The sequence below is a fragment of the Alphaproteobacteria bacterium genome, from assembly GCA_016699735.1.
Lineage (GTDB): Bacteria > Pseudomonadota > Alphaproteobacteria > Micavibrionales > Micavibrionaceae > JAGNKE01.
On sequence record CP065008.1, the window covers coordinates 1,621,686 to 1,645,935 of the forward strand.

The following is a 24,250-nucleotide window of genomic DNA, read 5'->3' on the forward strand; positions in this document are numbered from 1 at the left end:
ACATACCCTTTAGGTTTGGGCAAAAGCATGAAATTTGAGGATCTGGGGCTGAACCCGAATGTGATGAAGGCGATAGCCGAGCGCGGCTATACGGAGCCGACTCCCATCCAGCAGCAGGCGATTCCCTATATCCTGATGAAAAGGGACGTGGTGGGACTGGCGCAGACCGGAACCGGAAAGACCGCCGGTTTTACCCTGCCCATGATCGAAATGCTGGCCGGAGGCAGGGCGAAGGCCCGGATGCCGAGATCGTTGGTCTTGTCCCCCACACGGGAACTCGCCGCCCAGACCGCAGAAAGTTTAGATACTTATGGTAAATATTCAAAGCTGACCAAAGCCTTGTTGATCGGCGGCTCCTCAATGGAGGAGCAGATCAAGATTCTCGAGCGCGGCGTGGACGTTCTCATCGCCACACCGGGCCGCCTTCTCGATTTGTTCGGGCGCGGCAACATCCTCCTGAATGATATTAAGATTCTCGTCATCGACGAAGCCGACCGGATGCTCGATATGGGCTTCATCCCGGACATCGAGAAAATCTGCAGCCTTCTGCCGCCCTTGCGACAAACGCTTCTGTTTTCTGCAACAATGCCGCCGGAAATCAAAAGACTGACGGCGAAATTCCTCTCAAGCCCCAAGGAGGTAGCCGTCGCGCCGCCGGCAACGACGGCTTCGACTGTGGAGTTATTTCTGGCCAACGCCGCGCCGCGCCGGAAAAAGGAGCTTTTGCACGAAATTCTGGTCCATGAGCAAATCCGCAACGCCTTTATTTTCTGCAACCGCAAACGCGACGTCGATACGCTCGCGGCCTGGTTGAAAAAAAAGGACTATCATGCCTCGCCTCTTCACGGGGATATGGCGCAATCCCACCGCATGGAAACTTTGGCAAAATTCAAGGATGGCACGCTGCCCATCCTCGTCTGCAGCGACGTCGCGGCCCGCGGGCTGGATGTCATAGGCGTCTCTCATGTGTTCAACTATGACGTTCCGAACAACCCCGATGATTTCGTCCACCGCATCGGACGGACGGGTAGGGCAGGGCTCACGGGCCGGGCTTGGACGATTGCGGCCCCTGAGGATGCAAAACTGGTTCAGGCGATCGAAAAGCATATCAAGGGAAAACTTAAGGTTTCCGACATCGGCGGTAAGTCTGACTCAGTTGCCGAAAAGGAAAGCAGGCCTGAGAAAAAACGTCAGGAAAAAAGGGATTTCGGTCACAAAAAAGAGCGAGATCAGACAGACCGGAACAAAAAAATTCACCCTATTGAAAAAGCGAAAACCGAGAGCCGCCCCCCGCAGCCTCCAAGAAATATAGAAACACAAAAGGAAGAGGACACGTCCTCCAGCGGTTTCGGGGAGGATATGCCCGCCTTCTTCAAAACACGAAAATAGTAACTATTTCAGTTTGATCCCCTTTATCAGCCTTGACTTTCGGAGCCAGTCTTTCACTATGGGAAAGGTTGATTCACGCGTGTTTCTCAATGGCTCTTCTTTCGTTTAACATAAAACAAATATACAAGGCGACACTTGTTGCCATTTTTGCACTGGCCATAATTTCGCCAACGGCAGCCTTCGCGGTGGACAGCCCAAGTGATTCCCCTGTCGCTCTGGATGCGGACAGTCTCTCGCACGATCAGGCCGCGCAGACCGTCACCGCCTCTGGGAATGTGGTCATGGTTCAGGACGGACGGACCCTCAAGGCCGATAGGGTGGTCTACGACCTCAAAGCCGATACGGTGATCGCTATTGGCCATGTCGAGTTTGTAGATGTCAACGGCGACCGCCACCTGGCCGAAAAAGTAAAATTCAACGACGCCATGAAAAACGGCTTCGTCGAGGGGTTGAAAACGTTTCTGGCCGATGGCTCGCGTTTTACAGCGAAAAAGGGCAATCACGAGCGCGGCATCACGACGACGATGTACGATGCCACCTACACCCCGTGCGAACCTTGTAAAAAAGATCCTGATCGTTCGCCCCTCTGGCAAATCCGGGCCTCCGAGGTCGAGCATGACAAATCCGATAAAACCATTTCTTATCAGAACGCCCGCTTTGAATGGATGGGCGTCCCGCTGGCCTACCTGCCGTATTTCGAGCATCCGGACGGCACAGAAAAACGCAAGAGCGGTTTCCTGACCCCCTCCGCAGGTTATAAAAGCGACTTGGGCATCTTTGTCGAAAGCCGCTACTATTGGGCCATCGCCCCGGAAAAGGATGCGACCTTCGGTGTTATTGCCATGACCAGGCAGGCGCCCGTGGCGACCGGAGAATGGCGCCAGCGTTGGGAAGATGCTGAATTTAAGGCCGAAGGCAGTATGACCTATTCCGACTACGTTGACCGTGAGGAGGACGAAAGCGTTCGGCAGAACAAGGAATGGCGCGGCCATATTTTTGCCGATGCTCTCTGGAATATCAATCAGAAATGGCGGGCAGGGTCGGAAATCAATCTCACCTCCGACGATCAGTATTTACGCCAGTATGATTTCGAGACCGAGGATGACGACGTCCTTGAAAATCAGGTCTATCTGGAGCGGTTTTCAGGCCGTAATTATGCCGTGGGGCGCTTGTTAGGGTTTCAGGATTTGCGGGTGGATGAAGCCGAACTGATCGACCAGCCGGACGTCCTGCCCGAAATTCAGGCAAGTTTTATGGGTGAACCCGGCGATATACCCGTTTTAGGCGGACGCTGGAGTCTTGAAGGTTCGGTCTTGGGCCTGCGCCGCGAGGCCGAGGACGGTCAGGACGTCAACCGCCTGGGTCTGGGTGTAGGATGGCAGAGGAGGTTGGTAACGGATTTTGGCTTGCTGTCAGTGATTAATGCCAACGCCCGTTCGGAAAGTTACTTCATTCAGGATCGTGATGATGCCACCAGCGACGGAGGTGAGACCCGTTCCTTTGCTTCACTGGACGCAAAGACCAGCTATCCCCTGACCCGCAACTTCGAGCGTTTTCAGGCGGTCATCGAGCCTGTCGCCTCCCTGACTCTGGCTCCGAATATCGATCAGGAAGACAAAATCCCGAACGAGGACAGCCAGGACGTACAGATTGACGCCAGCAACCTCTTCGAACCCAACCGCTTTCCCGGTCTGGACAGGATCGAGGATCAATCGCACTTCACCTATGGCTTAAGGACAGGGCTTTATGCTGACGATGGTAGCTACGGCGATGTCTTTTTCGGCCAGAGCCAGCGCTTTGAGGATGATGACAACCCCTTCGTAGCCGGGTCCGGCCTGAACGAAAAGGAATCGGACTTTGTTGGGCAAATTTCAGGGCGTTACAAACAGGATTACGCTCTCGATTACCGCTTCCAGCTGGCCAATGACGACCTCTCCCCCCAGCGCCACGAGGTGGACGCCAGCGCCAGTTTCAATTCCTTCAGCCTGTCCACACGCTACCTGTTTGCCAAGTCTCTAGGGGGAACCGATATTGTTGAAACCCGTGAGCAGATTGAAAACGCGGCCAGCTATTATATAAACGACGAATGGCGCATTCGCGGCGGCGCAAGGCACGATTTGGGCGAAGATCCGGGCTTAAGGCAAGCCAATATCGGAGTCGATTACTTCGGCCAGTGTTTTACATGGTCGGTGACCGGCCGCCGGAACTTGACCGAAGACAGTTCAGGCGACAACGGAACGGAAGTGCTCTTTAAAATCGGCTTGAAAAATCTGGGCGAATTTGAAGCCTCTGGTCTTAAGCTGTCTTCTGATAACGGCTCAGAGGAAAAAGAAGGCGAATAGACAGAGTCTTGCCTTGTTCGCTAGCGGTTGATCCCATATATTTTTCCCTGAACCTGAAATCTGTGCTTCGGACCTGATCTAATGGAAGTCAGCCCTTACAACCCTTACGATCGCTACCGCCGCCGTTCGGTCAGACGGACGCAAAGCGTTCTGAATATCGTCTTGGCGTGTGTCATCACGGGAGGTTTGGGGTTCTATCTGGGGCGTCTGCAGTCGGAACAGAGTTTAAAAACTCTATATAAGCAGAAAAACAGTTCTGAGACCCAAATAGAAGATTTGCAGGACCAGTTAACGCGTTTAAGGGCCGAGGCCCAAACGGCCAATATCAAACTCCTTCAGGCGCATGAAAGTTTTAGCGAGGCTTTGCCGGAAGGGCCGATGCAGGAACTCACACTGCTTTTGAAGCAGCAGATTGAAGGGGGCGTGGATCCAAAGCGCATGGAAACTGTTCTGCGCTCCGTCCGCCCGCCTCAGAATTGCTCGGAACCGCAGACGAAACGCTTTGTACTCATGACGCCGGCCTATAACGGGCCGCAAAGTAAAATGACTACAAACGAAAAGGAGATAACCTTGACGGGAAGCGGAGAGTCGGCAAAAAATTCCAAGGGCAAGGCGGAGGCCTGGTTCGATGCGTCAAAATCGGTGACTTTGGTGTTTGAGACAAACGAAGGCGCCATACAGGAGAAAAAAAGCCACCTTCCCATCTATCACTCGATTATTCTGGGTGATAAGGAGTACCGCTTCACAATCGCCCAAGGTGAACAATCCTTCGCCAAGGTTACCTACGATATCTGTGATTATCCCTGATGCTTAATTTTTGATCGACTGGTACGCTTTTGTTGACAGCATATGCTCGATCAAGAACGAAGGCTGCGTCTCAATTTGCAGGTTGATCTCGATCGGTCTTTTATCCTTCAGGTCGGGGTTCGTCCCGCGCGAATTAAGGGTCATAAGGACACCTTTGGACACAGAACCATCCATGCGGAATTCAAAAAACTCATAATGATAGTTTTTGAGGGCCGTTCGCATCGCCTTCATTTGCGGATCATCCCCCGCAAACAGCATCTGCGAGATGCTGTCAGGCAGCATGATGACACCAGGGTCTTGGCTCTGGAGCAGCGCATCTTTGATTTCAAGAGTCTTGCCGCTTTTGATTAGGGGAATGACTCCTCCCATGCGCCCGTCAATTTTAAAAGTCGGCAGTGGCGTATCCGTAAAAAACTGGCGCAGACTGATATCGGAAACCTTGAGGGTTACCTGATCCGGTAATTCAAAGTCTTTGAGGGGTATACGGTCCGTCCGCACGGAGCCTCCATAAACAGTAAGGCTCGCGGCGGCGATTTCTCCCTGATCGGGGGGAACAAAACCCACACGCATACGCCCCTGATATTTAATAGATGGCTTGAGCGGCAAGTCAAATTTGAGATCGGCCAGAAACTTCAGTGGATCGCCCTCGGTCCTCTTTGCCTCCGAAACGCCCCCCCTCAAATTATAGAGGTGGAGCGGCCCATAACGCAGCGTCAAGCCTTTGATTTCAGCGGCGAAATCAGCCTTCGCCTCCGGTGGCGTTTTCTGCCCGTCCCAGGAAAAGGAGCAATTCGCCAGTAGCCCGTGATCAGACTCTTGCGCGGAAGGTTCAAGAGCTTCAGGCATAGCCAGCGATGTTTTCTCACACAAACCGGTTAGAACTTTGGTCTGCGGATTAAAAAGAAAAGACCCACGGACGCCGGATGTACGCTCAGGATTTTCTAGCGCCCACTCTCCGCTAAGAGCGTCCTCTTTCGCGGCATCGGCAAAAGAGAAGGTAACAGAAAGCGGAACATCACGAGGAAGAAGCGACGGCAAGGCCTGCTCGGGCGAAAGTAGTGTGTTCTTGGCAAGAAAATCCCGCAAAAGCAGCAAATTTTGTGGAAGCAAACTGACCTCTTTGACAGACTGTCCCTGCTCGTCGGTCTTGAGCGTAGCTGTGAAGTCGATCGCCTCCGCCCCGATGGTCTTACCCTCCGCCTTGAAGGAAAGCCGATTGTCCTTACGCTCCAGGCTGATTTTGGTGTCATCCAAAGGAATAGACTCCCAATTCAGTGAAGCGGCAATGATTTCGGACGTAAGGCTCAAACTCTTACCAGCAGGAATTTCAAAGTTAAAACTTCCCGAGGACCGACTCATTTTCAGGCCTTCAAGTTCGATCTGTAAAGGTTCTGTTTTGATTGCAGCTTTAAGCGATCCGTCGGGAGTGACCGTTGCTGTTACTGTTCCTTCAAAGGAGAGTTTTTTTTGAGCGGTTTTCAATCGGCCGAGAATTTCAACTTCGCCGCCCTTTCCGGCCTTCTTGCGGATTTGCCCTTCGAATTCAATCTTTAGCCCGCCAAACTCTGGATGCAGAAGTTCAAGTGTTGCCCCCTCGACAATCACCGCCGGAGCGGGAATATCCTTAAAGCTTTTAAGAAAAGATAAGTCGTTGGTCCGTCCGGCCAGTGTAATGTCTAGCGAGGGCGAAATTTCCCCGGTCAGATGCAGCTTGCGTATTCTCAAGCTATCCGCCTGTCCCCCCTGCAGAAGAAAGCGCTCGGGGGAGTATCGGATTTCAAGCCCTTCGACGCCGCTGAAACTCTTGGGGTCAAGGGAGATATTGTTGAATGTGACGGCCCCGCTAGCGGGCGAGATGGACTCGAAACCGACGGATCTGAACCCAAGTCCCTGCAGCCCCTCAGCAAACCTGTCTTTTATATTGTCGGGGATGTACCAGTAAAGCGCATAGATATAAATCCCGCCGATAGACAGGGACAGCAGAGCCAGAAGTACAAGAAATTTCCGCATAGATACGAAGATACAGCCTTATTCTTCGATTTCAAACTGCTAAAGTAACACGGTAACAAAAATCTTTAAATATCTATGTCTTCAACAAATTTTGCATGGCTTTGAATAAATTCGAAACGCGCCTCGGCATTATTCCCCATGAGGCGGGAGACAAGATCGTCAATCAGGGCCAGCGGATTCTGAGCCTCTTCATCCTGCGCCATCTCGGCTCCGATCCCCAGAGCCGAAGCGACATCGGGAAGCGTAACCCTAAGCAACATCCTGTTTTTTGGGTTCATCGTCGTATCTTTAAGGGTGCTGGCCATCATTTCCCCAAGACCCTTATAACGCTGAATCTCGACCTTTTTATCCTTGAAAGTCGAAGCAAGAAGCTCTTCTTTGTGAAGATCGTTATGGGCATAAACAACGGTCTTGCCGCTGGTGATCTGATAAAGCGGCGGCTGCGCCAAATAGAGATGTCCATTCTCGATCAGAGACCGCATCTGGTCGTAAAAGAACGTAATGAGCAAAGAAGCAATATGTGCGCCGTCCACATCGGCATCGGTCATAATGATAATCCGCTCATAGCGGAGCTTATCGAGCCTGAAATCCTTGCCCGAGCCGCAACCCAAAGCTTGGATCAAATCCTGAATCTGCTGGTTGGCGATAATTTTATCTTGTGTGGCGCTGACAACGTTCAAGATTTTGCCGCGCAGGGGCATGACCGCTTGCGTTTCCCGGTTTCGCGCCATTTTCGCTGTTCCGCCGGCGCTGTCGCCCTCGACAATAAAAAGCTCAGTGTCATCGGAATTCGAGCGGCTGCAGTCCGCGAGTTTGCCGGGAAGCCGCAGACGTTGCGTTGCGGTTTTCCGGGCGGTCGCACGGTCATTTTTGAGCTTCTGCCGTTCTTCTGCCCGGGCGATAAGGGATTCGATAAGCTTATTGCTCGACGCCGGATCGTTGGAGAGCCAATGATCGAAATGGTCCTTGATGGCTGTATCGACAAGGCGCGTGACTTCGGGCGTCGCCAGACGGTCTTTGGTCTGTCCCTGGAATTGCGGATTTTTGATAAAAACGGACAGGAGCACACCCGTTCCGGTCATGATATCGTCGGCCGTAATGATCGAGGCTTTTTTGACGCCGGTCATCTCGGCATAGGCACGAATCCCGCGCAACAAGGCAGCCCGTAACCCCGCCTCATGCGTCCCGCCTTGCGGAGTAGGGATCGTATTACAATAGGAATGGGAAAAACCTTCTTCTTCCTCGGTCCATCCGACGGCGAACTCAACTTTTCCGGCTTTATCAGGAAGATTAATGTTTCCATAAAAAGCCTTGGGCGTAACCATCGGCGTATCTTTGAGGGAATAAGTCAGGAAATCGAGTAACCCGCTGGGAAACCTGAAGGATTCCTCCGCCTTGATCTTGCTGTCTGGCAGGAGCAGGGAGGGGTCGCACTTCCAGCGGACCTCGACACCGGAAAAAAGATAAGCCTTCGACCGCGCCATGGAATATAGCCAGGAAGGCTTGAACCGGAGTTTTGCGCCGAAAATTTCAGGATCGGGGTGGAAAGTCACCCGCGTTCCGCGGCGGTTTTGAACGCTTCCAACTTTTTCAAGCTTGCTTTTAGGGGTACCCCGGCTGTAGCTTTGTCGGAAAAGCGCCTTGTCACGTGCCACCTCAACCGTCATCGTGTCCGAAAGCGCATTGACGACGGAAATACCCACCCCGTGCAGCCCCCCGGCAGTATTATAGACCTTATTGTTAAATTTTCCGCCGGAATGCAGAGTGGTCATAAGCACCTCCAGAGCCGACTTTTTGGGGAATTTCGGGTGGTTACCGACGGGAATACCGCGCCCGTTATCGGAAATTGTCAGGACATTATCAGGCTCCAAGTGGATTTCGATCCAGTCGGCATGGCCGGCCACGGCCTCGTCCATGGAATTATCCAGAATCTCCCCGGCCAGATGGTGCATCGCCCGCTCGTCCGTGCCGCCGATATACATCCCCGGCCGCTTGCGGACAGGCTCCAGTCCCTCAAGAACCTCGATATCCGAGGCGTCATACGAGACATTTTTTGGGTGAGTCTGAGGCATATGTAAAGACGAACGCTCGCTACCGTAGTATGATAACCCACAACATGAATCAATTAACTAGCTATTATCATTCGATAAATCAAACGAATAAAAAATAAAAAAACACAAAAAAAACTTTTTTCAATGATAGTCGGATATAATAGATTATAGAAGCTTAGGCCAGTGGGATATTTTATCGGAGAGAATCTTGTTCAAAATAACAGTTACTAAAGTAATCTGCTTTTTTTCATTAGTGTTAATAGCTGGTTTTCCGAACTCGTCTTTTTCAGACGGAGGGGACGCGCTGGCCAGATTTAAAAAACCGATGCCCAACATAGATTTTTTGCCCGAAAAGAACTTTTTGGAATCAACTAAGGAGCACAAAGTCATTCCTTACGGAGACAAGACTTTAGCATACACAATAAGATGGCCTAAGGACTGGGAGCAGGCCGAGGATAAAGGCTCAAGTAACTTTGAGCTAAATACGAAGCTTTTTACAAGTATCAACATTTGGTACAGCCCACCCAGGATGGGTGGCCGTAGTCGGTTGGAGGTAAAGGCCGTTGATCTTGAAAATCAATTGTCTGCAGAACAATGGTATTTAAAGAACCTTCTTCAAACTGGTCAGACCTTGGAAGGTTTCATTGTACACAGCGAAAAAAAGGTTGAAGCACTGATGATAGTAATGGAAGAGGACGTTTCATACTATCTCCGGACAGTGACTATTATTAATGGCAAAAGGGTTCTTCAGGCTCAGTATTACGTCCCAATGTTTTTTTGGAATGAGGAAAAGGTGATGCAGGCGCAATGCCTATCGACTTTTGACATCTCGTATCCCACGGAAGAAACCATTGAAAAGCTTGAGAAGTTTCAATTTCTAGATGTGGCTGAAGTGATGTACCCGGAGACATGGAGATCTCATGCAAAGCCTCTTAAATCAATAGAAAATATGAATGTTAAGTTTTTAAATGTAAGAAAAACGAAAAATAAAATGGAAAGACTCGATGAATCGATTGAGGGACAGATAGATGTAACCCTTGTGTCCTCACTTACAAGTGAATCTTTGCTCACAGAAATAGAAAATTATAAAAAAAATATGGAGGGCACAGGGATGATCGTAGGCAAAAAAATAGAAACGATTGAAAATTTTAAATACAACGAAAACTACAGTTTTGCAGCTTCCGAAGCTTATGAGGGTATTGATAGTTCAAATGACTCTATGGACTATGAGTTATGGTTTAGCCTGCTTGTATCAGGAAACTACTATTATTTTGTAAGTCTTCTTACGCCCTCCAGAAATGAATCCTACAATGTGTGGGCGCTAAACACGCAAACATACAAGATAATTATTAATAACATTAGGCCAAGCGCAGCCGGATTTATTGATAAAGCCGACGACTTATAAAAAAACCTCAGGACGAGAAGTACAGGCTATACTCAACAGGATGCGGCGCTCTCTCGGTGCGCTCGACTTCTTCCATCTTAAGGGCGATAAAGGCATCAATGATATCCTTGCTGAACACACCGCCTTTAAGCAGGAAACCGTGATTCTCCGAAAGGGCCGCAAGAGCTTCTCTCAGCGAACCGCAGGCGGAGGGAACCTTGGCCATTTCCTCCTTGCTCAGGTGATAGAGATCCTTGTCCAGAGCCTCTCCGGGATGAATCTTGTTCTCAATCCCGTCCAGTCCGGCCATCAGCATCGCGGCAAAGGCCAAATAAGGATTGGCCAGAGGGTCAGGGAAGCGCACTTCAACCCTTTTACCTCCCGGCGAGGCGGAGTAGGGGATCCGGCACGAGGCCGAACGGTTGTTCTTGGAATAGGCCAGATGGACGGGCGCCTCGTAACCGGGAACCAGGCGCTTATAACTGTTGGTTGTCGGGTTGGTGAACGCATTGAGCGCCCGGGCGTGCTTGAGAATCCCGCCGATATAGTAAAGCGCGGTCTCCGAGAGATCGGCATAGCCGTTCCCGGCAAAAAGCGGTTTTCCGGCTTTCCAGACGGATTGGTGGACGTGCATCCCCGATCCGTTATCCCCGAAGATGGGCTTGGGCATGAAGGTCGCGGTTTTACCATAGCTGTGCGCGACGTTATGAACGGCGTGTTTGTAGAGTTGGATGTTATCGGCGCTGGCGACCAACGTGGAAAAACGCAAGCCCAACTCACATTGGCTGGGTGCCACTTCGTGGTGGTGCTTCTCAACCGCCACGCCCATGCTCTCTAAAACGGTCAGCATTTCTGAACGAAGGTCAGAGAGAGTGTCAACGGGGGCTTCGGGGAAATACCCGCCCTTGACGGGGGGGCGGTGTCCCATATTCCCGTTGGGATAATCCCGCCCGGAGTTGTAAGGACCTTCGGCGCTGTCGATCTGATAGCTGACATGATTCATATCGGTATGGACGCGAACGCTGTCAAAAACAAAAAACTCCAACTCCGGTCCAAAAAAGGCGGTATCGCCCAGACTTGATTTTTTCAGATACTGCTCCGCCGCCTTGGCAATCGAGCGCGGGTCGCGGTTATAGCTTTCCTTGCTGCCGGGCACCCGGACATCACAGAAAATCTTGAGGGTCTTCTGGGCCGAAAAGGGATCATAGGTTACTTTGACAAGGTCAGGGATCAGCACCATGTCCGACTCATGAATGGCGCGCCACCCGGCAATAGATGAGCCATCGAAATAAACCCCGTTCTCCAGCACGTCCCGGTCAACATATCCCACCCTGAGGGTCAGGTGCTGCCACTTGCCGCGTAGATCAGTGAAATTGAAATCCACATACTGAACGTCCTGCTCTTGAACATACTTCAGAAGGTCGGCGCTGGACTTGAAGGAAAGGGCGTATGAGTTCACGAAAACACCTCACGGGGCAAATCGGGTTTAAGCGCAAAAAACAACCCTTGTTTACCATGAGCGCCAAGGGGCGGCAATCGCAATATTCTGGCGCGTTGCGGATACTAAGTGCGTGATTTTAGGCAAACTTCGCGTATAATACACTTGACGAAAGGGAAGCTCTGACGCTAGAGATTTCCCTCTTGCCGCAATTATGGCGACTGTAGCTCAGTTGGTAGAGCCCCCGGTTGTGGTCCGGGTTGTCGCGGGTTCGAGTCCCGTCAGTCGCCCCATTCTCTCCTCACGGCACACCCTTTTCTTTAGGCGATTAAACGCTATAATCCCCCCATGAAAAACGACCCTGCATTATGGCTGGAACGCTTCCCCCGTCCGCAAGCCGACGACCATAAATATTCCCGCGGCATGGTCACGGTCTTGGGCGGCATGGAGATGACGGGCGCGGCGTGTCTGGCTGCCCACGCGGCCTCACGAAGTGGGGCGGGGCTGGTGACGATCATCAGCCCGGTTTTTCATTACCGCAAAAAGCCCGAGGCGGTAAACCCAACGGCAATCTATCGGGCTTTTAAACCTCATATTATCGTGCGCGATAACGCCAGCCTTCTGGACTTCATGAAGCAGACCGAGCCAAAGGGCCGCAACGTCTGCGTCATCGGTCCCGGCCTCGGTCCGGACGAGCCGCAGATGACACGGTCCCTGATTCTGGGTGTACTGGCGCGTAAAACTCCGATCGTGATTGACGCGGACGGCCTCAACGCCTTTCAGGGCAATCCGCAGGAGCTTTTTAAAGCGCTGCATAAGGATGCTGTCCTCACTCCCCATGCAGGGGAGTTTAAACGCCTGTTCCCCTCTATCGGCACGAAGGGCAAGGACGCAGTTACCCGTGCCGCCCGCGAAGTCTCAGCAGTGATCGTTCTTAAAGGGCCAAAAACAGCAATCGCACAAGACGAAAAAGAGGCCATTGAAAACCTGAACGCTCCCGCGACGCTGGCCACCGCCGGGACAGGCGATGTTCTCGCCGGACTGATCGCGGGTCTGCTGGCGCAGGGGATGAGCCCCTTCGAGGCGTCGGGCGCCGCAGTGTGGGTTCACTCCGCCGCTGCCTCGCGCTTTGGCCTCGGTTTGATCGCCGCCGATCTTCCCGACCTTGTCCCGCCGATTTTGCAAGATTTGCTTGGATTTGATCCCCAATTAGGCTAAAACCACGCTTCAGCCGAATTTGAGGGTTGCAAGACCTTCACAGCTGCGGGTGTGGCGAAATTGGCAGACGCGCCAGGTTTAGGTTCTGGTGTCTTCGGACGTGGGGGTTCAAGTCCCTCCACCCGCACCACAATTCGGTAGAGTACGAAAAACATATTCAGAGTAAACGACGCAGGCAAAGGAAAGACAAGGACATGCAGGTCAAACAGCTAAAACAGGACGGATTGTTGCACGAGCTGGAAATCACTATCCATGCCGATGAAATTGACAACCGGATCAATATCCGCCTGAAGGAGGTCAGCAAGACCGTCCGCCTTCCCGGCTTCCGCCCCGGCAAAGTGCCTCTGCCTCTGCTCAAGAAAAAATACGGACGCGCCATCATGGGCGATATTCTGGAATCCACCGTGAACGAATCTTCGCAGAAGGCGCTTGAGGACAAGGGATTGCAACCAGCCGTCCAGCCGAAGATCGAGGTCAAATCCTTCGATGAAGGCAAGGATCTGACCTACACCCTCGCGGTTGAGGTTCTGCCTAAAATTGAAGTCGCAAATTATAAGGGTTTGGAACTCGAAAAACCTGTCGCCAAGGCAGACGATAAGGCTATAGACGAATCTTTGACGCGCATCGCGTCCTCTCGCCGCTCCAGCAAGCCCATCGAATCCAAAAGAGCCAGCAAGGAAGGCGATATTGTAGTGATTGACTTCCGCGGCCGCACGGCCGAGGACGGCAAGGAACACGCGGGCATGGCCGCCGAGGGCCACCATCTGGAACTGGGAAGTGGTCGTTTCATCCCCGGCTTCGAGGATCAGCTGACGGGCCAGAAAGCCGGAGCCCAAGTCGAGGTGAAGGTGACGTTCCCTGAAGAATATCCGGCTAAGGAATTAGCAGGAAAGGACGCGATTTTTGATGTCACTGTTCACGAAATCCGTGAATTGTCCGATGCGGAAATCGATGAGGCCTTCGCCCAGTCTCTGGGCATGGAGGATGTCGCGGCCCTGCGGAAGGCTGTGGAAGAACAGATCAACCGCGAACTCGATCAGCAAAGCCGCCTGATCTTGAAGAAAAAACTTCTCGATGAGTTGGACTCGGCGCATGAATTCGAAATCCCCGAAGGCATGAAACAGCAGGAGTTGCAGAACATCACCCAGCAGGTTTTGATGGACTACCAAAGCCGCGGAGGGAGTGCTGAAATCACCGACGAAGAGAAAGAGGAACTGGAGGCGATCGCCGACCGCCGCGTCCGTCTGGGCCTCGTTCTGGCCGAAATCGGCAAGGAAAACAAAATCCGTGTCTCGGATCAGGAACTGCAAAGGGCGGTGATCGGTGAAGCCCAGAAGTACCCTGGCCAGGAAAAGAAGGTCTTTGATTACTATGCAAAGAACCGCCACGCCCTCGAAAGTCTGCGCGCTCCGCTTTATGAGGACAAGGTGATCGACTTCATCCTTGAGCTGTCTTCGATTACGACCAAGGACGTCACCCCCGAGGAATTGATGTCCGCAGAGGAAGAGGTTCTGGCGGACGTCGAGAAGGCGAAATCCAAAAAAGGCGCAAAGAGTAAAAAATCTGAAAAGTCTTCAGAATCAAAAGCCAAATCCGAAGGCGGGGAACCGAAGAAAGCCGCCGCAAAAAAGAAAAAAGCGTCTGAATGACTACATAATTTTTTAGATTAGTCTCTTGAACAAACCCTGTCCTGTGATAGGGTTTGTTGGTTTTATCCCCTTTTCGTGAGCGAACCGGCGGATCGTATCGAATAAGCTATCAAAAGAGTGTACCCTATGTCAGACCGTGATCCCGTTGAAACCTACATGAGCCACCTGATCCCGACCGTTATTGAGCAGACCAATCGCGGGGAGCGGGCCTTTGATATCTTTTCCAGACTCCTCAAGGAACGGATTATTTTTCTGACCGGGGAGGTCAACGATTATGTCTCCGCGCTGATTTGCGCCCAGCTTCTCTTTCTGGAATCGGAAAATCCCAAAAAGGAAATATCCTTCTACATCAATTCTCCAGGCGGAATTGTGACTTCCGGTCTGGCTATTTACGATACGATGCAATACATCAAGCCGGAAGTTTCAACGGTTTGTATAGGCCAGGCCGCTTCCATGGGATCGTTTCTCCTGATGGCCGGCGCACCCGGTAAGCGTTATTCTTTGCCTCATTCCCGCATCATGATCCACCAGCCTTCCGGCGGTGCCCGCGGACAGGCAACCGATATCGAAATCCACGCCCGCGAAATTCTGCGTTTGCGTCAGAAGCTCAATGAGACTTATGTTAAACACACGGGCCAGAAGCTCAAAGTCGTCGAGGAAGCCATGGAGCGCGACCGCTTCATGAGTGCTGAGGAAGCCAAGGATTGGGGACTGATCGACCATGTTGTGGATAAACGGCCCGGGGCAGGGGACGAAGACCCCAAAAAGGACGATCCTAAGAAAAAATAAAGGGTTGTCTGCTAACATTACGTTTAGACTCCGTTAATCTTTTAAAAAACGTAACCTTTTTTTAAGAATAGCGAATCCTGTGAGGGGATAAAAAACCCTTTCTATGCACGGGATTCATCTCCATAATGTGACGAAGCCTCAAAAACGGTGTAAAAAATGCTCGGAACCAGCGCCACAAAAATCAGATCCTATGCGGTCCTGCCTTTAAGGGACATCGTTGTTTTCCCGCACATGATCGTTCCGCTCTTCGTTGGGCGGGAAAAGTCCGTGGTGGCGTTGGAGAATGTCATCCACGCTGACAAGAAAATTCTGCTTGTTACCCAGAAAAATCCGTCCGAGGACGATCCACAGTCAAAGGATTTGTATACGATAGGAACCGTAGGAACGATCCTCCAACTACTCAAACTTCCTGACGGAACTGTGAAAGTTCTCGTGGAGGGTGGTCAGCGTGTTCACATCAACACATTCTCCGAGGAACGCAATTACCTTGAGGCCACGGTCACCGAGATTCCGGATACCTCTCCGCAAAGCCCCGAACTGGAAGCACTCTCCCGTGCGGTGATGACCCAGTTTGAGCAATACGTTAAGTTGAACAAGAAAATTCCGCCTGAAGTCATTGTTTCCGTAAACCAGATCAGCGACCCGTCTAAAATGGCGGATACCATTGCGTCACACATCACCCTCAAGATTGAGCAGAAGCAGGAAATTCTGGAGACGGGCGCGACTGCTGGCCGATTGGAAAAACTCTACAGCCTGATGGAAGGCGAAATCGGCGTTCTGCAGGTCGAAAAGCGCATCCGCGGTCGTGTGAAGCGCCAGATGGAAAAAACCCAGCGCGAGTACTATCTCAATGAACAGATGAAAGCCATCCAGCGCGAATTGAACGAGGGCGATGAAGGCGCTGACGAACTCGGCGAACTGGAGAAAAAAATTGATGAAGCCAAACTCGGTAAGGAAGCCTTGGAGCGTGCCAAGCACGAGTTGAAAAAGCTTCGTCAGATGAGTCCGATGTCGGCCGAAGCCACCGTTGTTCGCAATTATCTTGATTGGATCCTCAGTGTTCCGTGGCACCGCAAGACCCGCGTCAAGAAGGACATCCGCAAGGCCAAGGACATTCTGGACAAGGATCATTTCGGTCTTGAGAAGGTCAAGGAACGGATTCTCGAATACCTCGCGGTCCAGCACCGCACGAACAAGATCAAGGGGCCGATCCTGTGCCTCGTCGGCCCTCCAGGCGTCGGGAAAACCTCTCTCGGCCAATCTGTGGCCAGGGCGACAAACCGGAATTTCGTCAGAATGTCTCTGGGCGGGGTGCGCGATGAAAGCGAAGTTCGCGGTCACCGCCGCACCTATATCGGCGCCATGCCGGGAAAAATCATTCAGGGCATGAAAAAGGCCAAGACGGTCAACCCGCTCTTCCTGCTCGATGAGATCGACAAGCTCGGCGCCGATTGGCGCGGCGATCCGAGTTCGGCCTTGCTCGAGGTTCTCGACCCCGAACAAAACGACAAATTCCAGGATCATTATCTGGAACTGGATTATGACCTCTCAGACGTCATGTTCGTCTGCACGGCCAACACGACCCAGACCATGCCGCGCCCCCTGATGGACCGGATGGAGATTATTCGTATATCCGGCTACACGGAAGATGAGAAGCTGGAGATCGTCAAACGTCATATCCTGAAAAAACAGATGAAGATGGCGGGCTTGAAGAGAGAGGAATTCGTCATCCATGATGCCGTGATCCGCGATTTGATCCGCTACTATACCCGCGAGGCGGGCGTGCGGAACTTGGAACGCGAACTCGCCAATCTCTGCCGCAAGGCGATCAAGGAAATCCTCATGAAGGGCAGGGGGTCCGTCACGGTCACCCGCAAGAGCCTTGAGAAATATGCCGGCGTCAAGAAATACCGCTACGGCGAAGTCGAACTCGAAGACAAGATCGGCGTCGTCAACGGTCTGGCCTATACCGAAACGGGCGGCGATCTGCTCTCCATCGAGGCGGTCACCATGCGCGGCAAGGACGGCAAGGTGACGACGACCGGAAACCTCAAGGATGTCATGAAGGAATCCATCACCGTCGCCGAGATGTTGATAAAATCCCGTGCCGCTCAATATGGACTTGAATACGAATCCCTCAAGGAGCAGCAGATTCACGTCCACGTACCCGAAGGGGCCACGCCGAAGGACGGCCCGTCGGCGGGGGCGGCGATGGTCACGGCCATCGTGTCCGCTCTGACGAGTATACCGATTCGCAAGGATATTGCGATGACCGGGGAGGTCAACCTGCGCGGCAACGTCACCGCCATCGGTGGCCTGAAAGAGAAGCTCCTCGCGGCTTTGCGCGGAGGGATCAAAAAAGTTCTCATCCCGAAGGAAAACGAAAAAGATCTCGCGGAAATCCCGAACAACGTCATCAAGGGATTGGAAATCGTTGCGGTCAGTCAGATCGACGAGGTGCTCACACACGCGCTTTCGCATATGCCCGAGCCTCTGAGTGCAGAAAAAGATGAAAAAATGAGCCAAATTTCATCAAAAACTGCAGAAAATCAAGGCGAAGACGTGATTCACCATTGAGTCTTTCACGAAAACAGCTTACAAGAGAATCACCGACACTCGACGGAAAGCCTTATGGAACGTGGCTTGTAGCCAATCGCTCCTCTTCTGAATGAAGGTCGAAAGAAAGTCTTTCCCGTCTGTGTCTCTTTGCTTAACTCTAACTCGAAGGTGGTTTTTATGAATAAGCAAGACCTAGTAGCTAAAGTGGCCGACAAGGCCGACATCTCCAAGCAGAAGGCCGCACAGGCCGTCGATGCCGTGATCGATGCGATCAAGGCGAGCCTGAAAAAGGGCGACGATGTGCGTCTCGTTGGCTTCGGAACCTTTACCGTGACCAAGCGCGCCGCAACGACCGGCCGCAACCCGCGCACCGGCGAGCCGATCAAGATTCCGGCCTCGAAGCGCCCGAAATTCACGGCTGGCAAGGAACTGAAAGAAGCCGTCAACAAGTAATCTGTTGACCCACGGAATTCTAAGACCGGTCGCACCGCAAGGCGCGGCCGGTCTTTATTTATGGGCACGTGTCGCCACGCTTGATTTTTATCCTATAAATAGGTAGGACTATCCCCTGATCGCAGGCAAGGGTGCTTAGCTCAGCGGTAGAGCATCTCGTTTACACCGAGAGGGCCGGGGGTTCGATCCCCTCAGCACCCACCATTTTTTTCCTTAAGATTTCGTATCTGTTTATGGCATAAATCTTAATGCTTTTTTCACGCCCCCACATACAGCCTTTGAACCTCGATCTGGAAGCCCTTCCGTTTCGGGAACATATGCGCGGATTCTCGGCGAAAACGACTGACGGATATCCCATCCACATCAGGTTCAGCAGCGGGTGTTTATCCGCCTATAAAGGTGAAAAAGGGAGTGAAATTAAAGGACTCAAAGATGAGACGCTCCTCGTTCAGTGCAAAATCGTCCCTTTCGGCTACACAGACATCATGCCGGAGCAAATCTGTGATGTGTTGGGTTTGACAGTTCAGGGCAAGAAAATCGAAGGGCCGAACGAAGACCAAACAAAAATATTAAAACGCGACGGGTATCACGGCGGAGCCTTTTTTGATTTATCCGGCAAGACGACAGTTTGGACAAGCACTCATTTGATGCTGCTGCGAGAAGATGCCGATGGATTTGTGGATTTGGTGAAGACCGTCTTTCCAGGCTGCGTCATGTTCCAGACAAAAATGGCTGGGAACTGGAAAACGTATAGCTATCGCCGCATTCCATTTCTGCTGCAAACGGATGATTTCGTGAGCTTTGGCATAGGAGGTAAAGACAAAGAAATAGAGTCATTCTTTAACAAAGGCCCGGTTGATCGCCTTGCAAAGAAATCTGTATTTCCATTCACCTTTGGTTTTGGCCGCAGAAGCCGTGCGCCAGAGGGAGGAATAGGCAAATATGGGAAAGACATTCTAAAAAAGCATGGCGCTTACAAGCTTGGCATCCGTTACAATCTTTTAAACATACAAGAATACTCCATCGGAACCGAATTCGAGACGTCAAACGCTTTCGCTCAGGAGTGCATAAGTAAGCTGCTTGGCGCTATTGATAAATATTTTCATCGGGGTCTGAGCGCCTACGATATGCAGACGGGCGAGCTTCTTAGGGAAAACATTTCATTCGGTTATGATGACGAGTCGGGCTGTTACAGCAGCGCCCTTAGAGATTGGTGTCTTGAAAAACCAAACAATTACATTTGGGTCGGCTATGAGGATCCTTTTACTATAACCTGCGGCGAACCACGTTACGCCAAAGCCGACGATGCCGTTTTTTACGGCATCCGCCCGTCAAAATAATGGATCACCCTTCATCACGCCCACGCAACTTCAGCACCAGCCGCTGCAACCCCGCCGATCCAAAAATCAGGAAACCCGACAGCGCAAGAGAAAGAATGACCCTGACTACCTTCATGGAGGTGTGGGCATCCCCCGCATTAAAAAAATCGGGCAGTTGTCGGTGGGCGGCCAGAACGATGACCTGCGCCAATTCCGGCAGGGTCGCTGCCAAAAGAACCAGCCCAACGCCGATAAACACGCAGGTGAGAATGATCGAGGCGGGCGCGGACGTAAAAGGTGCCTCGGGGTTGGTCCCAGCCAGAGCCTTTCCGATGGCGTCGGACAGGAGCCAGAGGACAAGGGAAAGAACCGTTAAACCGAAAATCTGAATGCTGAACGTCCCGTAAAAATACCCGTCGACCGTTTTAGGAGCGAAGATCAGCGGCCCGGCGGCCCACAGCGCGATTTCAAGGGCTCGCAGGGCATAAAAAAGCGAGAAGACTTTTACAATAAGGCTCCCTAACTCCGCCTTGTTCATCATCCATCCTCTGCATAACCTCTGGAAAATTCTGCCCTGAGGCGATACAAAGATCAATGCTCGAAATCCTCCCCTTCATCCTTATCGGCTTTATCGCGCAGTTCGTGGACAGCGCGATCGGCATGGCCTTCGGAACTCTGACCTCGACACTGCTGCTTCTCGCGGGTATCCCGCCCCAGACCCTGAGCGCGACCGTCCACACGGCGGAAATCTTCGGGGGCAGCGCCTCGGCCTTTTCCCACTGGCGCATGGGCAACATCGACCGCGAGTTGCTCAAAAAACTGGCTGTTCCGGCTCTGATCGGCGCGGTGATCGGAACACTGCTTCTAACACTGTTCAGCAACGAAGGCCTCAAACCCTGGCTGGGTCTGTATTTTACGATCATCGGTCTGGTGATCCTCACCAAGGCGATCAAGCCGGGCTGGATCGCGCCCATCCATATCCACCGCCGGGTTCTCGGTTTCTTCGGGGGCTTTCTCGATGCGTTCGGCGGAGCGGGATGGGGCGAGTTCGTTTCCTCCGGCCTCGTCTTGCGAGGCTTTGAAATCCGCAAATCTGTGGGCAGCATGGTCACGGTCGAATTCATGGTCTCGGTGGTTGTAACCGTGGTCTTTGTCGGCACGGTCGGGATAACGAATTGGCCGGTGATTTTTGCGGTCGCCGCCGGAGCCATCGCCGCCGCACCTCTCGGCGCCTGGGCCTGCAAGGTTGCTCCGGCCAAGCCCCTCAAAATCATCGTCGGCTTGACGATATCAATAATCGGTCTAAAAACCTTCGCGGCTGGTTTGGGGATATTCACCCATTAAGGCAATTTAAGGCGTTCCCGGCCCGCCATCTTTGTCCCACGGGCATTTCATGTCGCCCTGAAAGCGGTAGAGGTTCGGCTCTTGCGTAATCGTCTCGGTGACAATGCAGCCATTGCGGAGTGTTTTTGTTGTTACATTCCCGTTTTTGTCCGTATCCACGGTATCATACCCGTCATCCTCGGATCCGGATCCCGACAGAGTCGAACAACCCACAAGCGCGGTTAGGGATGCAGCGGCCAGCAAACGTTTTAAAGATTTCAATTCTTTATCCCTCAAAAATCACGCAACACATTGAATATAAACACATTTGCTTTAACTAAACACTAAAATACGCGGCTAAAAGCAAAATTAAAGTCTCAATTCTTAAACAATTTATCTTAGACTTTATCGCAGAATTGAAAGAAAATAGCGCATTATGTCAACAAATAGATTGCATATCTATACGCAAGAAGTAGACGGAGACGCTTGGGAAGCCAGTGGTCCGCTCACCCTCAATTTCACCCGCCCCTCAGGAATACCCGCGAAGACAACAGGATTAATTCCCGCAGGTTTCCTGACCTCTGCCGATACGCAACTCGGCGTGGCCCTCGAACACGGCGAGGGAGCGCTGGGCGTCATCCTTCCCGAATATCCCATACCCGAAGACACGGTTGAAAAACTCTACAGTCAAGGAGTAGAGCGTTCGGAGGAAAGCGAGATCGACTGGGTTAACGCGCTGCAGGCCGGATGGATTATGGAACTCGCCGGACGCATCAGGGAAGAGTTTTTCGAGGAAAGCAGTCTCAACACCCCGTCTGTCCAGTTTGAATGGAACCCGGAAGAATGGAGCAAGGCCCGGATCGTCCGCGCCGAAATCATCATGAAGGGCGTTCCCAACGGCCACCCTCTCTGGATTCTGGCCTCCCCCTCGCCGGATATCGAACACGATTCCTTTGACCTTTAACGGTTTTCCGGCTATCACAGCCTCATGGTCGCCCTGCCGGAGATTAAACGCCACAAGACAATTCCCGTCCGTGTCCGTAACGTGACCGTAGGCGGCAATGCCCCGATCATCGTCCAGTCCATGACCAACACCGACACGGCGGATGTGAATGCGACCTTCGAACAGGTAAAAAGGCTTTTTCTCGCCGGCTCAGAAATCGTGCGTGTAACGGTCAATAATGATGATGCGGCTAAAGGCGTGATAAAGCTCCGCGAAAAGCTGGATCATGCCGGACTGGACGTTCCCCTTGTCGGCTGCTTCCATTACAATGGTCATACACTGCTGAGCGAGCTTGACGGGCTGGCGCAGGCGCTGGATAAATACCGCATCAATCCCGGCAATGTCGGCTTCGGCCAGAAGCGAGACCGCCAGTATGAAGTCATGGTCGAAAAAGCTATCGAGTACGGCAAACCCATCCGCATCGGCGTGAATTGGGGTTCGCTCGATCAGGATCTCTCAACAAAACTGATGGATGAAAACGCGCAGAAAGCCATTCCCGCCAGCGCCGACGAAGTCATGCGTGAAACTTTGGTCCAATCCGCTCTGATAAGTGCAAAAAAGGCCGAGGATATCGGTCTACCCGCAGATAAAATCATCCTCTCCGCAAAGGTCAGCCGCGTACAGGATTTGATTGCTGTCTATACGGCTCTGGCTGAACGCTCGAACTACGCTCTTCATCTAGGACTCACAGAGGCCGGAATGGGCTCCAAGGGAATTGTAGCCTCCGCATTAGGGGAGGGGATCCTCCTGCAGCAGGGAATAGGGGACACGATCCGCGCCTCCCTGACCCCCGAACCAAACGGCGACCGGACGATGGAGGTCAAGGTCTGTCAGGAAATTTTGCAATCTCTGGGCCTGCGCTCCTTTGCACCGGAGGTCAGCGCCTGCCCCGGCTGCGGTCGCACCACAAGCACCTTCTTCCAGGAACTCGCGCAGGACATCCAGCGCTATCTCGATGTAAAAATGCCGATCTGGGCCAATCAATATCCGGGCGTTGAAACCATGAAAGTCGCCGTCATGGGCTGCATCGTCAACGGCCCCGGCGAAAGCAAGCACGCCGATATCGGGATCAGCCTGCCCGGAACGGGCGAACAGCCCGTCGCCCCCGTCTTCATCGATGGGCAGAAAGCCCAGACCCTTCGCGGTGGCAGGATCGCCTCGGACTTCCAGCAACTCGTTGAGCAATACGTTCAAAAAAGGTATGGATAAGCGCCAAATTAATGCTGCAAAGCCGCAAGGTTGAACGGTTGCTCAAGCCTCCGTGACCCATTAAGATGGCCCCGAAAAATAAAGTTCTGCTCACAACGGAGGTTCAATATGCGTATAGGCGTTCCCAAGGAAATCAAGACACTCGAACACCGCGTGGGGCTGGTCCCGTCCTCTGTTAAGGAACTGACCAGCCGGGGACACGAGGTTCTTGTTGAAACAGGGGCAGGGAAGGCCATTAATTTTACCGACGGCGATTATGAAGAAGCCGGCGCAACAATCGCCGCTGACGCCAAGAAAGTATTTGAAAGCTGCGATATGATCGTCAAGGTCAAGGAGCCGCAGCCTCATGAATGTAAGATGCTCCGGGAAAATCAGATTTTGTTCACCTACTTGCATCTTGCCGCCGACCCGGAGCAGGCCAAGGGTTTGATGGACTCGGGCTGCATCGCCATCGCCTATGAAACCGTAACGGGACCGCACGGCCACGGCTTGCCGCTTCTGGAACCGATGAGCGAAATCGCCGGACGGCTCTCCGTGCAGGTCGGCGCGACTTATCTTCAGAAACATTTAGGTGGAACCGGACGCCTGATCGGTGGCGTACCCGGCGTTAAGCCCGCCGAAGTGCTGATTATCGGTGGCGGAGTCTCCGGCTTTCACGCCGCCCAGATGGCCACCGGCTTAGGGGCAAACGTCACGATCCTTGAGCGCTCGAATCCGCGGATGCGGTTTTTGGATGAGCATTTCCATGGCCGCGCCAACATCGTTTACTCCAACATAGACGTCCTCGAACGCTACGCCAAAAAATCAGACCTGATTATCGGGGCGGTTCTGATCCCCGGCGCCTCCGCACCCAAGCTCATACGTAAGGATATGTTGCCTACCATGATCCCCGGAACGGTGTTCGTTGATATAGCAATAGATCAGGGCGGCTGCGCGGAGACCAGCAAGCCCACAACCCACGACAAGCCGACCTATATCATTGATAACGTCGTGCATTACTGCGTGGCCAATATGCCCGGAGCCGTCCCCTTGACCTCGGCTCTGGCTTTAAACCATTCTGTTCTGCCGTATGCCCTGCGTCTGGCCGATGAGGGCTGGAAAACGGCCCTGAAAAGCGATGCAAATTTCCGCAACGGACTGAATGTCTGCCACGGCCACATCACTCATGCGGCTGTAGCTCAGGCTCTGGGGCTGGACTTCACCGCTCAGCCCGCAGCTTTGGCGGCTTAAGGCTGATTTTTTCGATTTTTTATACTTTCGCTTGATTTTTAACAGGTGAGAGATTAAGAACTTGAGGTCTAACAGCC

Annotated in this window: 19 protein-coding genes and 3 tRNA genes; 17 read left to right on the forward strand and 5 right to left on the reverse strand. The window is 52.5% G+C overall.

Annotated features, from left to right (window positions below; translation table 11 throughout):
• Positions 1-27 precede the first annotated feature (27 nt).
• From IPN28_07965 to IPN28_07975, 3 genes are all read left to right on the forward strand, one after another.
• Complete coding sequence (locus tag IPN28_07965; GenBank protein QQS56236.1) at positions 28-1,389, forward strand: DEAD/DEAH box helicase; 1,362 nt, start codon at positions 28-30, stop codon at positions 1,387-1,389.
• 89 nt (positions 1,390-1,478) lie between these two features.
• Complete coding sequence (locus IPN28_07970) at positions 1,479-3,731, forward strand: LPS-assembly protein LptD (protein ID QQS56237.1); 2,253 nt, start codon at positions 1,479-1,481, stop codon at positions 3,729-3,731.
• Positions 3,732-3,812: 81 nt separating this feature from the next.
• Positions 3,813-4,538: a hypothetical protein gene (locus IPN28_07975; GenBank protein ID QQS56238.1), complete on the forward strand. Its 726-nt coding sequence runs from the start codon at positions 3,813-3,815 to the stop codon at positions 4,536-4,538.
• A gap of 3 nt (positions 4,539-4,541) precedes the next feature.
• On the opposite strand, the gene IPN28_07980 is transcribed toward IPN28_07975, so the two are convergent.
• Both IPN28_07980 and parE read right to left on the reverse strand, forming a co-directional pair.
• On the reverse strand, positions 4,542-6,548 hold the full coding sequence (locus IPN28_07980) for a YdbH domain-containing protein (GenBank protein QQS56239.1): 2,007 nt from the start codon (positions 6,546-6,548) through the stop codon (positions 4,542-4,544).
• A gap of 65 nt (positions 6,549-6,613) precedes the next feature.
• Positions 6,614-8,620: a DNA topoisomerase IV subunit B gene (gene parE / locus IPN28_07985; protein ID QQS56240.1), complete on the reverse strand. Its 2,007-nt coding sequence runs from the start codon at positions 8,618-8,620 to the stop codon at positions 6,614-6,616.
• Between the two features lie 187 nt (positions 8,621-8,807).
• On the opposite strand from parE, the gene IPN28_07990 reads away from it, so the two are divergent.
• Positions 8,808-10,004 (forward strand): hypothetical protein, encoded by a 1,197-nt coding sequence (locus IPN28_07990; protein ID QQS56241.1) that lies wholly within the window; start codon positions 8,808-8,810, stop codon positions 10,002-10,004.
• 7 nt (positions 10,005-10,011) lie between these two features.
• Here IPN28_07990 and glnA read toward each other — a convergent pair whose 3' ends face one another.
• Positions 10,012-11,442 (reverse strand): type I glutamate--ammonia ligase, encoded by a 1,431-nt coding sequence (glnA, locus tag IPN28_07995; GenBank protein ID QQS56242.1) that lies wholly within the window; start codon positions 11,440-11,442, stop codon positions 10,012-10,014.
• 196 nt (positions 11,443-11,638) lie between these two features.
• Between glnA and IPN28_08000 the strand changes: the two genes are divergently transcribed.
• From IPN28_08000 to IPN28_08040, 9 genes are all read left to right on the forward strand, one after another.
• Positions 11,639-11,714, forward strand: a tRNA-His gene (locus IPN28_08000).
• Positions 11,715-11,769: 55 nt separating this feature from the next.
• Entirely contained in the window at positions 11,770-12,639 is an 870-nt protein-coding gene (locus tag IPN28_08005; GenBank protein ID QQS56243.1) for an NAD(P)H-hydrate dehydratase, read from the forward strand.
• 45 nt (positions 12,640-12,684) lie between these two features.
• Positions 12,685-12,769: transfer RNA gene (locus tag IPN28_08010), tRNA-Leu, on the forward strand.
• Between the two features lie 64 nt (positions 12,770-12,833).
• Positions 12,834-14,288, forward strand: coding sequence for a trigger factor (locus IPN28_08015; protein QQS56244.1), 1,455 nt, complete (start codon positions 12,834-12,836; stop codon positions 14,286-14,288).
• Between the two features lie 126 nt (positions 14,289-14,414).
• Entirely contained in the window at positions 14,415-15,077 is a 663-nt protein-coding gene (gene clpP / locus IPN28_08020) for an ATP-dependent Clp endopeptidase proteolytic subunit ClpP (protein ID QQS56245.1), read from the forward strand.
• Positions 15,078-15,233: 156 nt separating this feature from the next.
• Complete coding sequence (lon, locus tag IPN28_08025; protein ID QQS56246.1) at positions 15,234-17,654, forward strand: endopeptidase La; 2,421 nt, start codon at positions 15,234-15,236, stop codon at positions 17,652-17,654.
• 159 nt (positions 17,655-17,813) lie between these two features.
• Complete coding sequence (locus IPN28_08030) at positions 17,814-18,089, forward strand: HU family DNA-binding protein (protein ID QQS56247.1); 276 nt, start codon at positions 17,814-17,816, stop codon at positions 18,087-18,089.
• A gap of 129 nt (positions 18,090-18,218) precedes the next feature.
• Positions 18,219-18,293: transfer RNA gene (locus IPN28_08035), tRNA-Val, on the forward strand.
• A gap of 74 nt (positions 18,294-18,367) precedes the next feature.
• Positions 18,368-19,429: a hypothetical protein gene (locus tag IPN28_08040; protein QQS56248.1), complete on the forward strand. Its 1,062-nt coding sequence runs from the start codon at positions 18,368-18,370 to the stop codon at positions 19,427-19,429.
• A gap of 4 nt (positions 19,430-19,433) precedes the next feature.
• On the opposite strand, the gene IPN28_08045 is transcribed toward IPN28_08040, so the two are convergent.
• Entirely contained in the window at positions 19,434-19,949 is a 516-nt protein-coding gene (locus tag IPN28_08045) for a hypothetical protein (protein QQS56249.1), read from the reverse strand.
• 53 nt (positions 19,950-20,002) lie between these two features.
• Between IPN28_08045 and IPN28_08050 the strand changes: the two genes are divergently transcribed.
• Positions 20,003-20,752, forward strand: coding sequence for a sulfite exporter TauE/SafE family protein (locus tag IPN28_08050; protein QQS56250.1), 750 nt, complete (start codon positions 20,003-20,005; stop codon positions 20,750-20,752).
• Between the two features lie 6 nt (positions 20,753-20,758).
• Here the strand turns inward: IPN28_08050 and IPN28_08055 are convergent, their stop codons facing one another.
• Complete coding sequence (locus tag IPN28_08055; protein QQS56251.1) at positions 20,759-21,013, reverse strand: hypothetical protein; 255 nt, start codon at positions 21,011-21,013, stop codon at positions 20,759-20,761.
• A gap of 154 nt (positions 21,014-21,167) precedes the next feature.
• On the opposite strand from IPN28_08055, the gene IPN28_08060 reads away from it, so the two are divergent.
• The 3 genes from IPN28_08060 to ald all read left to right on the forward strand — a co-directional run bounded on the left by IPN28_08060 (position 21,168) and on the right by ald (position 24,173).
• A complete protein-coding gene (locus IPN28_08060; protein ID QQS56252.1) occupies positions 21,168-21,695 on the forward strand; it encodes a hypothetical protein in 528 nt (175 codons plus the stop codon).
• 24 nt (positions 21,696-21,719) lie between these two features.
• Entirely contained in the window at positions 21,720-22,943 is a 1,224-nt protein-coding gene (ispG, locus tag IPN28_08065) for a flavodoxin-dependent (E)-4-hydroxy-3-methylbut-2-enyl-diphosphate synthase (GenBank protein QQS56253.1), read from the forward strand.
• Positions 22,944-23,051: 108 nt separating this feature from the next.
• Positions 23,052-24,173 (forward strand): alanine dehydrogenase, encoded by a 1,122-nt coding sequence (gene ald, locus IPN28_08070; protein QQS56254.1) that lies wholly within the window; start codon positions 23,052-23,054, stop codon positions 24,171-24,173.
• Positions 24,174-24,250 lie beyond the last annotated feature (77 nt).

Bases quoted from the DNA above. Each gene is read 5' to 3' on its own strand.
- IPN28_08015 (QQS56244.1), top strand. From the start codon at position 12,834: ATGCAGGTCAAACAGCTAAAACAGGACGGATTGTTGCACGAGCTGGAA.
- IPN28_08005 (QQS56243.1), top strand. From the start codon at position 11,770: ATGAAAAACGACCCTGCATTATGGCTGGAACGCTTCCCCCGTCCGCAA.
- parE (QQS56240.1), bottom strand. From the start codon at position 8,620: ATGCCTCAGACTCACCCAAAAAATGTCTCGTATGACGCCTCGGATATC.
- IPN28_07980 (QQS56239.1), bottom strand. From the start codon at position 6,548: ATGCGGAAATTTCTTGTACTTCTGGCTCTGCTGTCCCTGTCTATCGGC.
- ispG (QQS56253.1), top strand. From the start codon at position 21,720: ATGGTCGCCCTGCCGGAGATTAAACGCCACAAGACAATTCCCGTCCGT.
- clpP (QQS56245.1), top strand. From the start codon at position 14,415: ATGTCAGACCGTGATCCCGTTGAAACCTACATGAGCCACCTGATCCCG.
- IPN28_07970 (QQS56237.1), top strand. From the start codon at position 1,479: ATGGCTCTTCTTTCGTTTAACATAAAACAAATATACAAGGCGACACTT.
- IPN28_08030 (QQS56247.1), top strand. From the start codon at position 17,814: ATGAATAAGCAAGACCTAGTAGCTAAAGTGGCCGACAAGGCCGACATC.
- IPN28_07975 (QQS56238.1), top strand. From the start codon at position 3,813: ATGGAAGTCAGCCCTTACAACCCTTACGATCGCTACCGCCGCCGTTCG.
- IPN28_08060 (QQS56252.1), top strand. From the start codon at position 21,168: ATGTCAACAAATAGATTGCATATCTATACGCAAGAAGTAGACGGAGAC.
- IPN28_08050 (QQS56250.1), top strand. From the start codon at position 20,003: ATGCTCGAAATCCTCCCCTTCATCCTTATCGGCTTTATCGCGCAGTTC.
- IPN28_08045 (QQS56249.1), bottom strand. From the start codon at position 19,949: ATGATGAACAAGGCGGAGTTAGGGAGCCTTATTGTAAAAGTCTTCTCG.
- lon (QQS56246.1), top strand. From the start codon at position 15,234: ATGCTCGGAACCAGCGCCACAAAAATCAGATCCTATGCGGTCCTGCCT.
- IPN28_07965 (QQS56236.1), top strand. From the start codon at position 28: ATGAAATTTGAGGATCTGGGGCTGAACCCGAATGTGATGAAGGCGATA.
- ald (QQS56254.1), top strand. From the start codon at position 23,052: ATGCGTATAGGCGTTCCCAAGGAAATCAAGACACTCGAACACCGCGTG.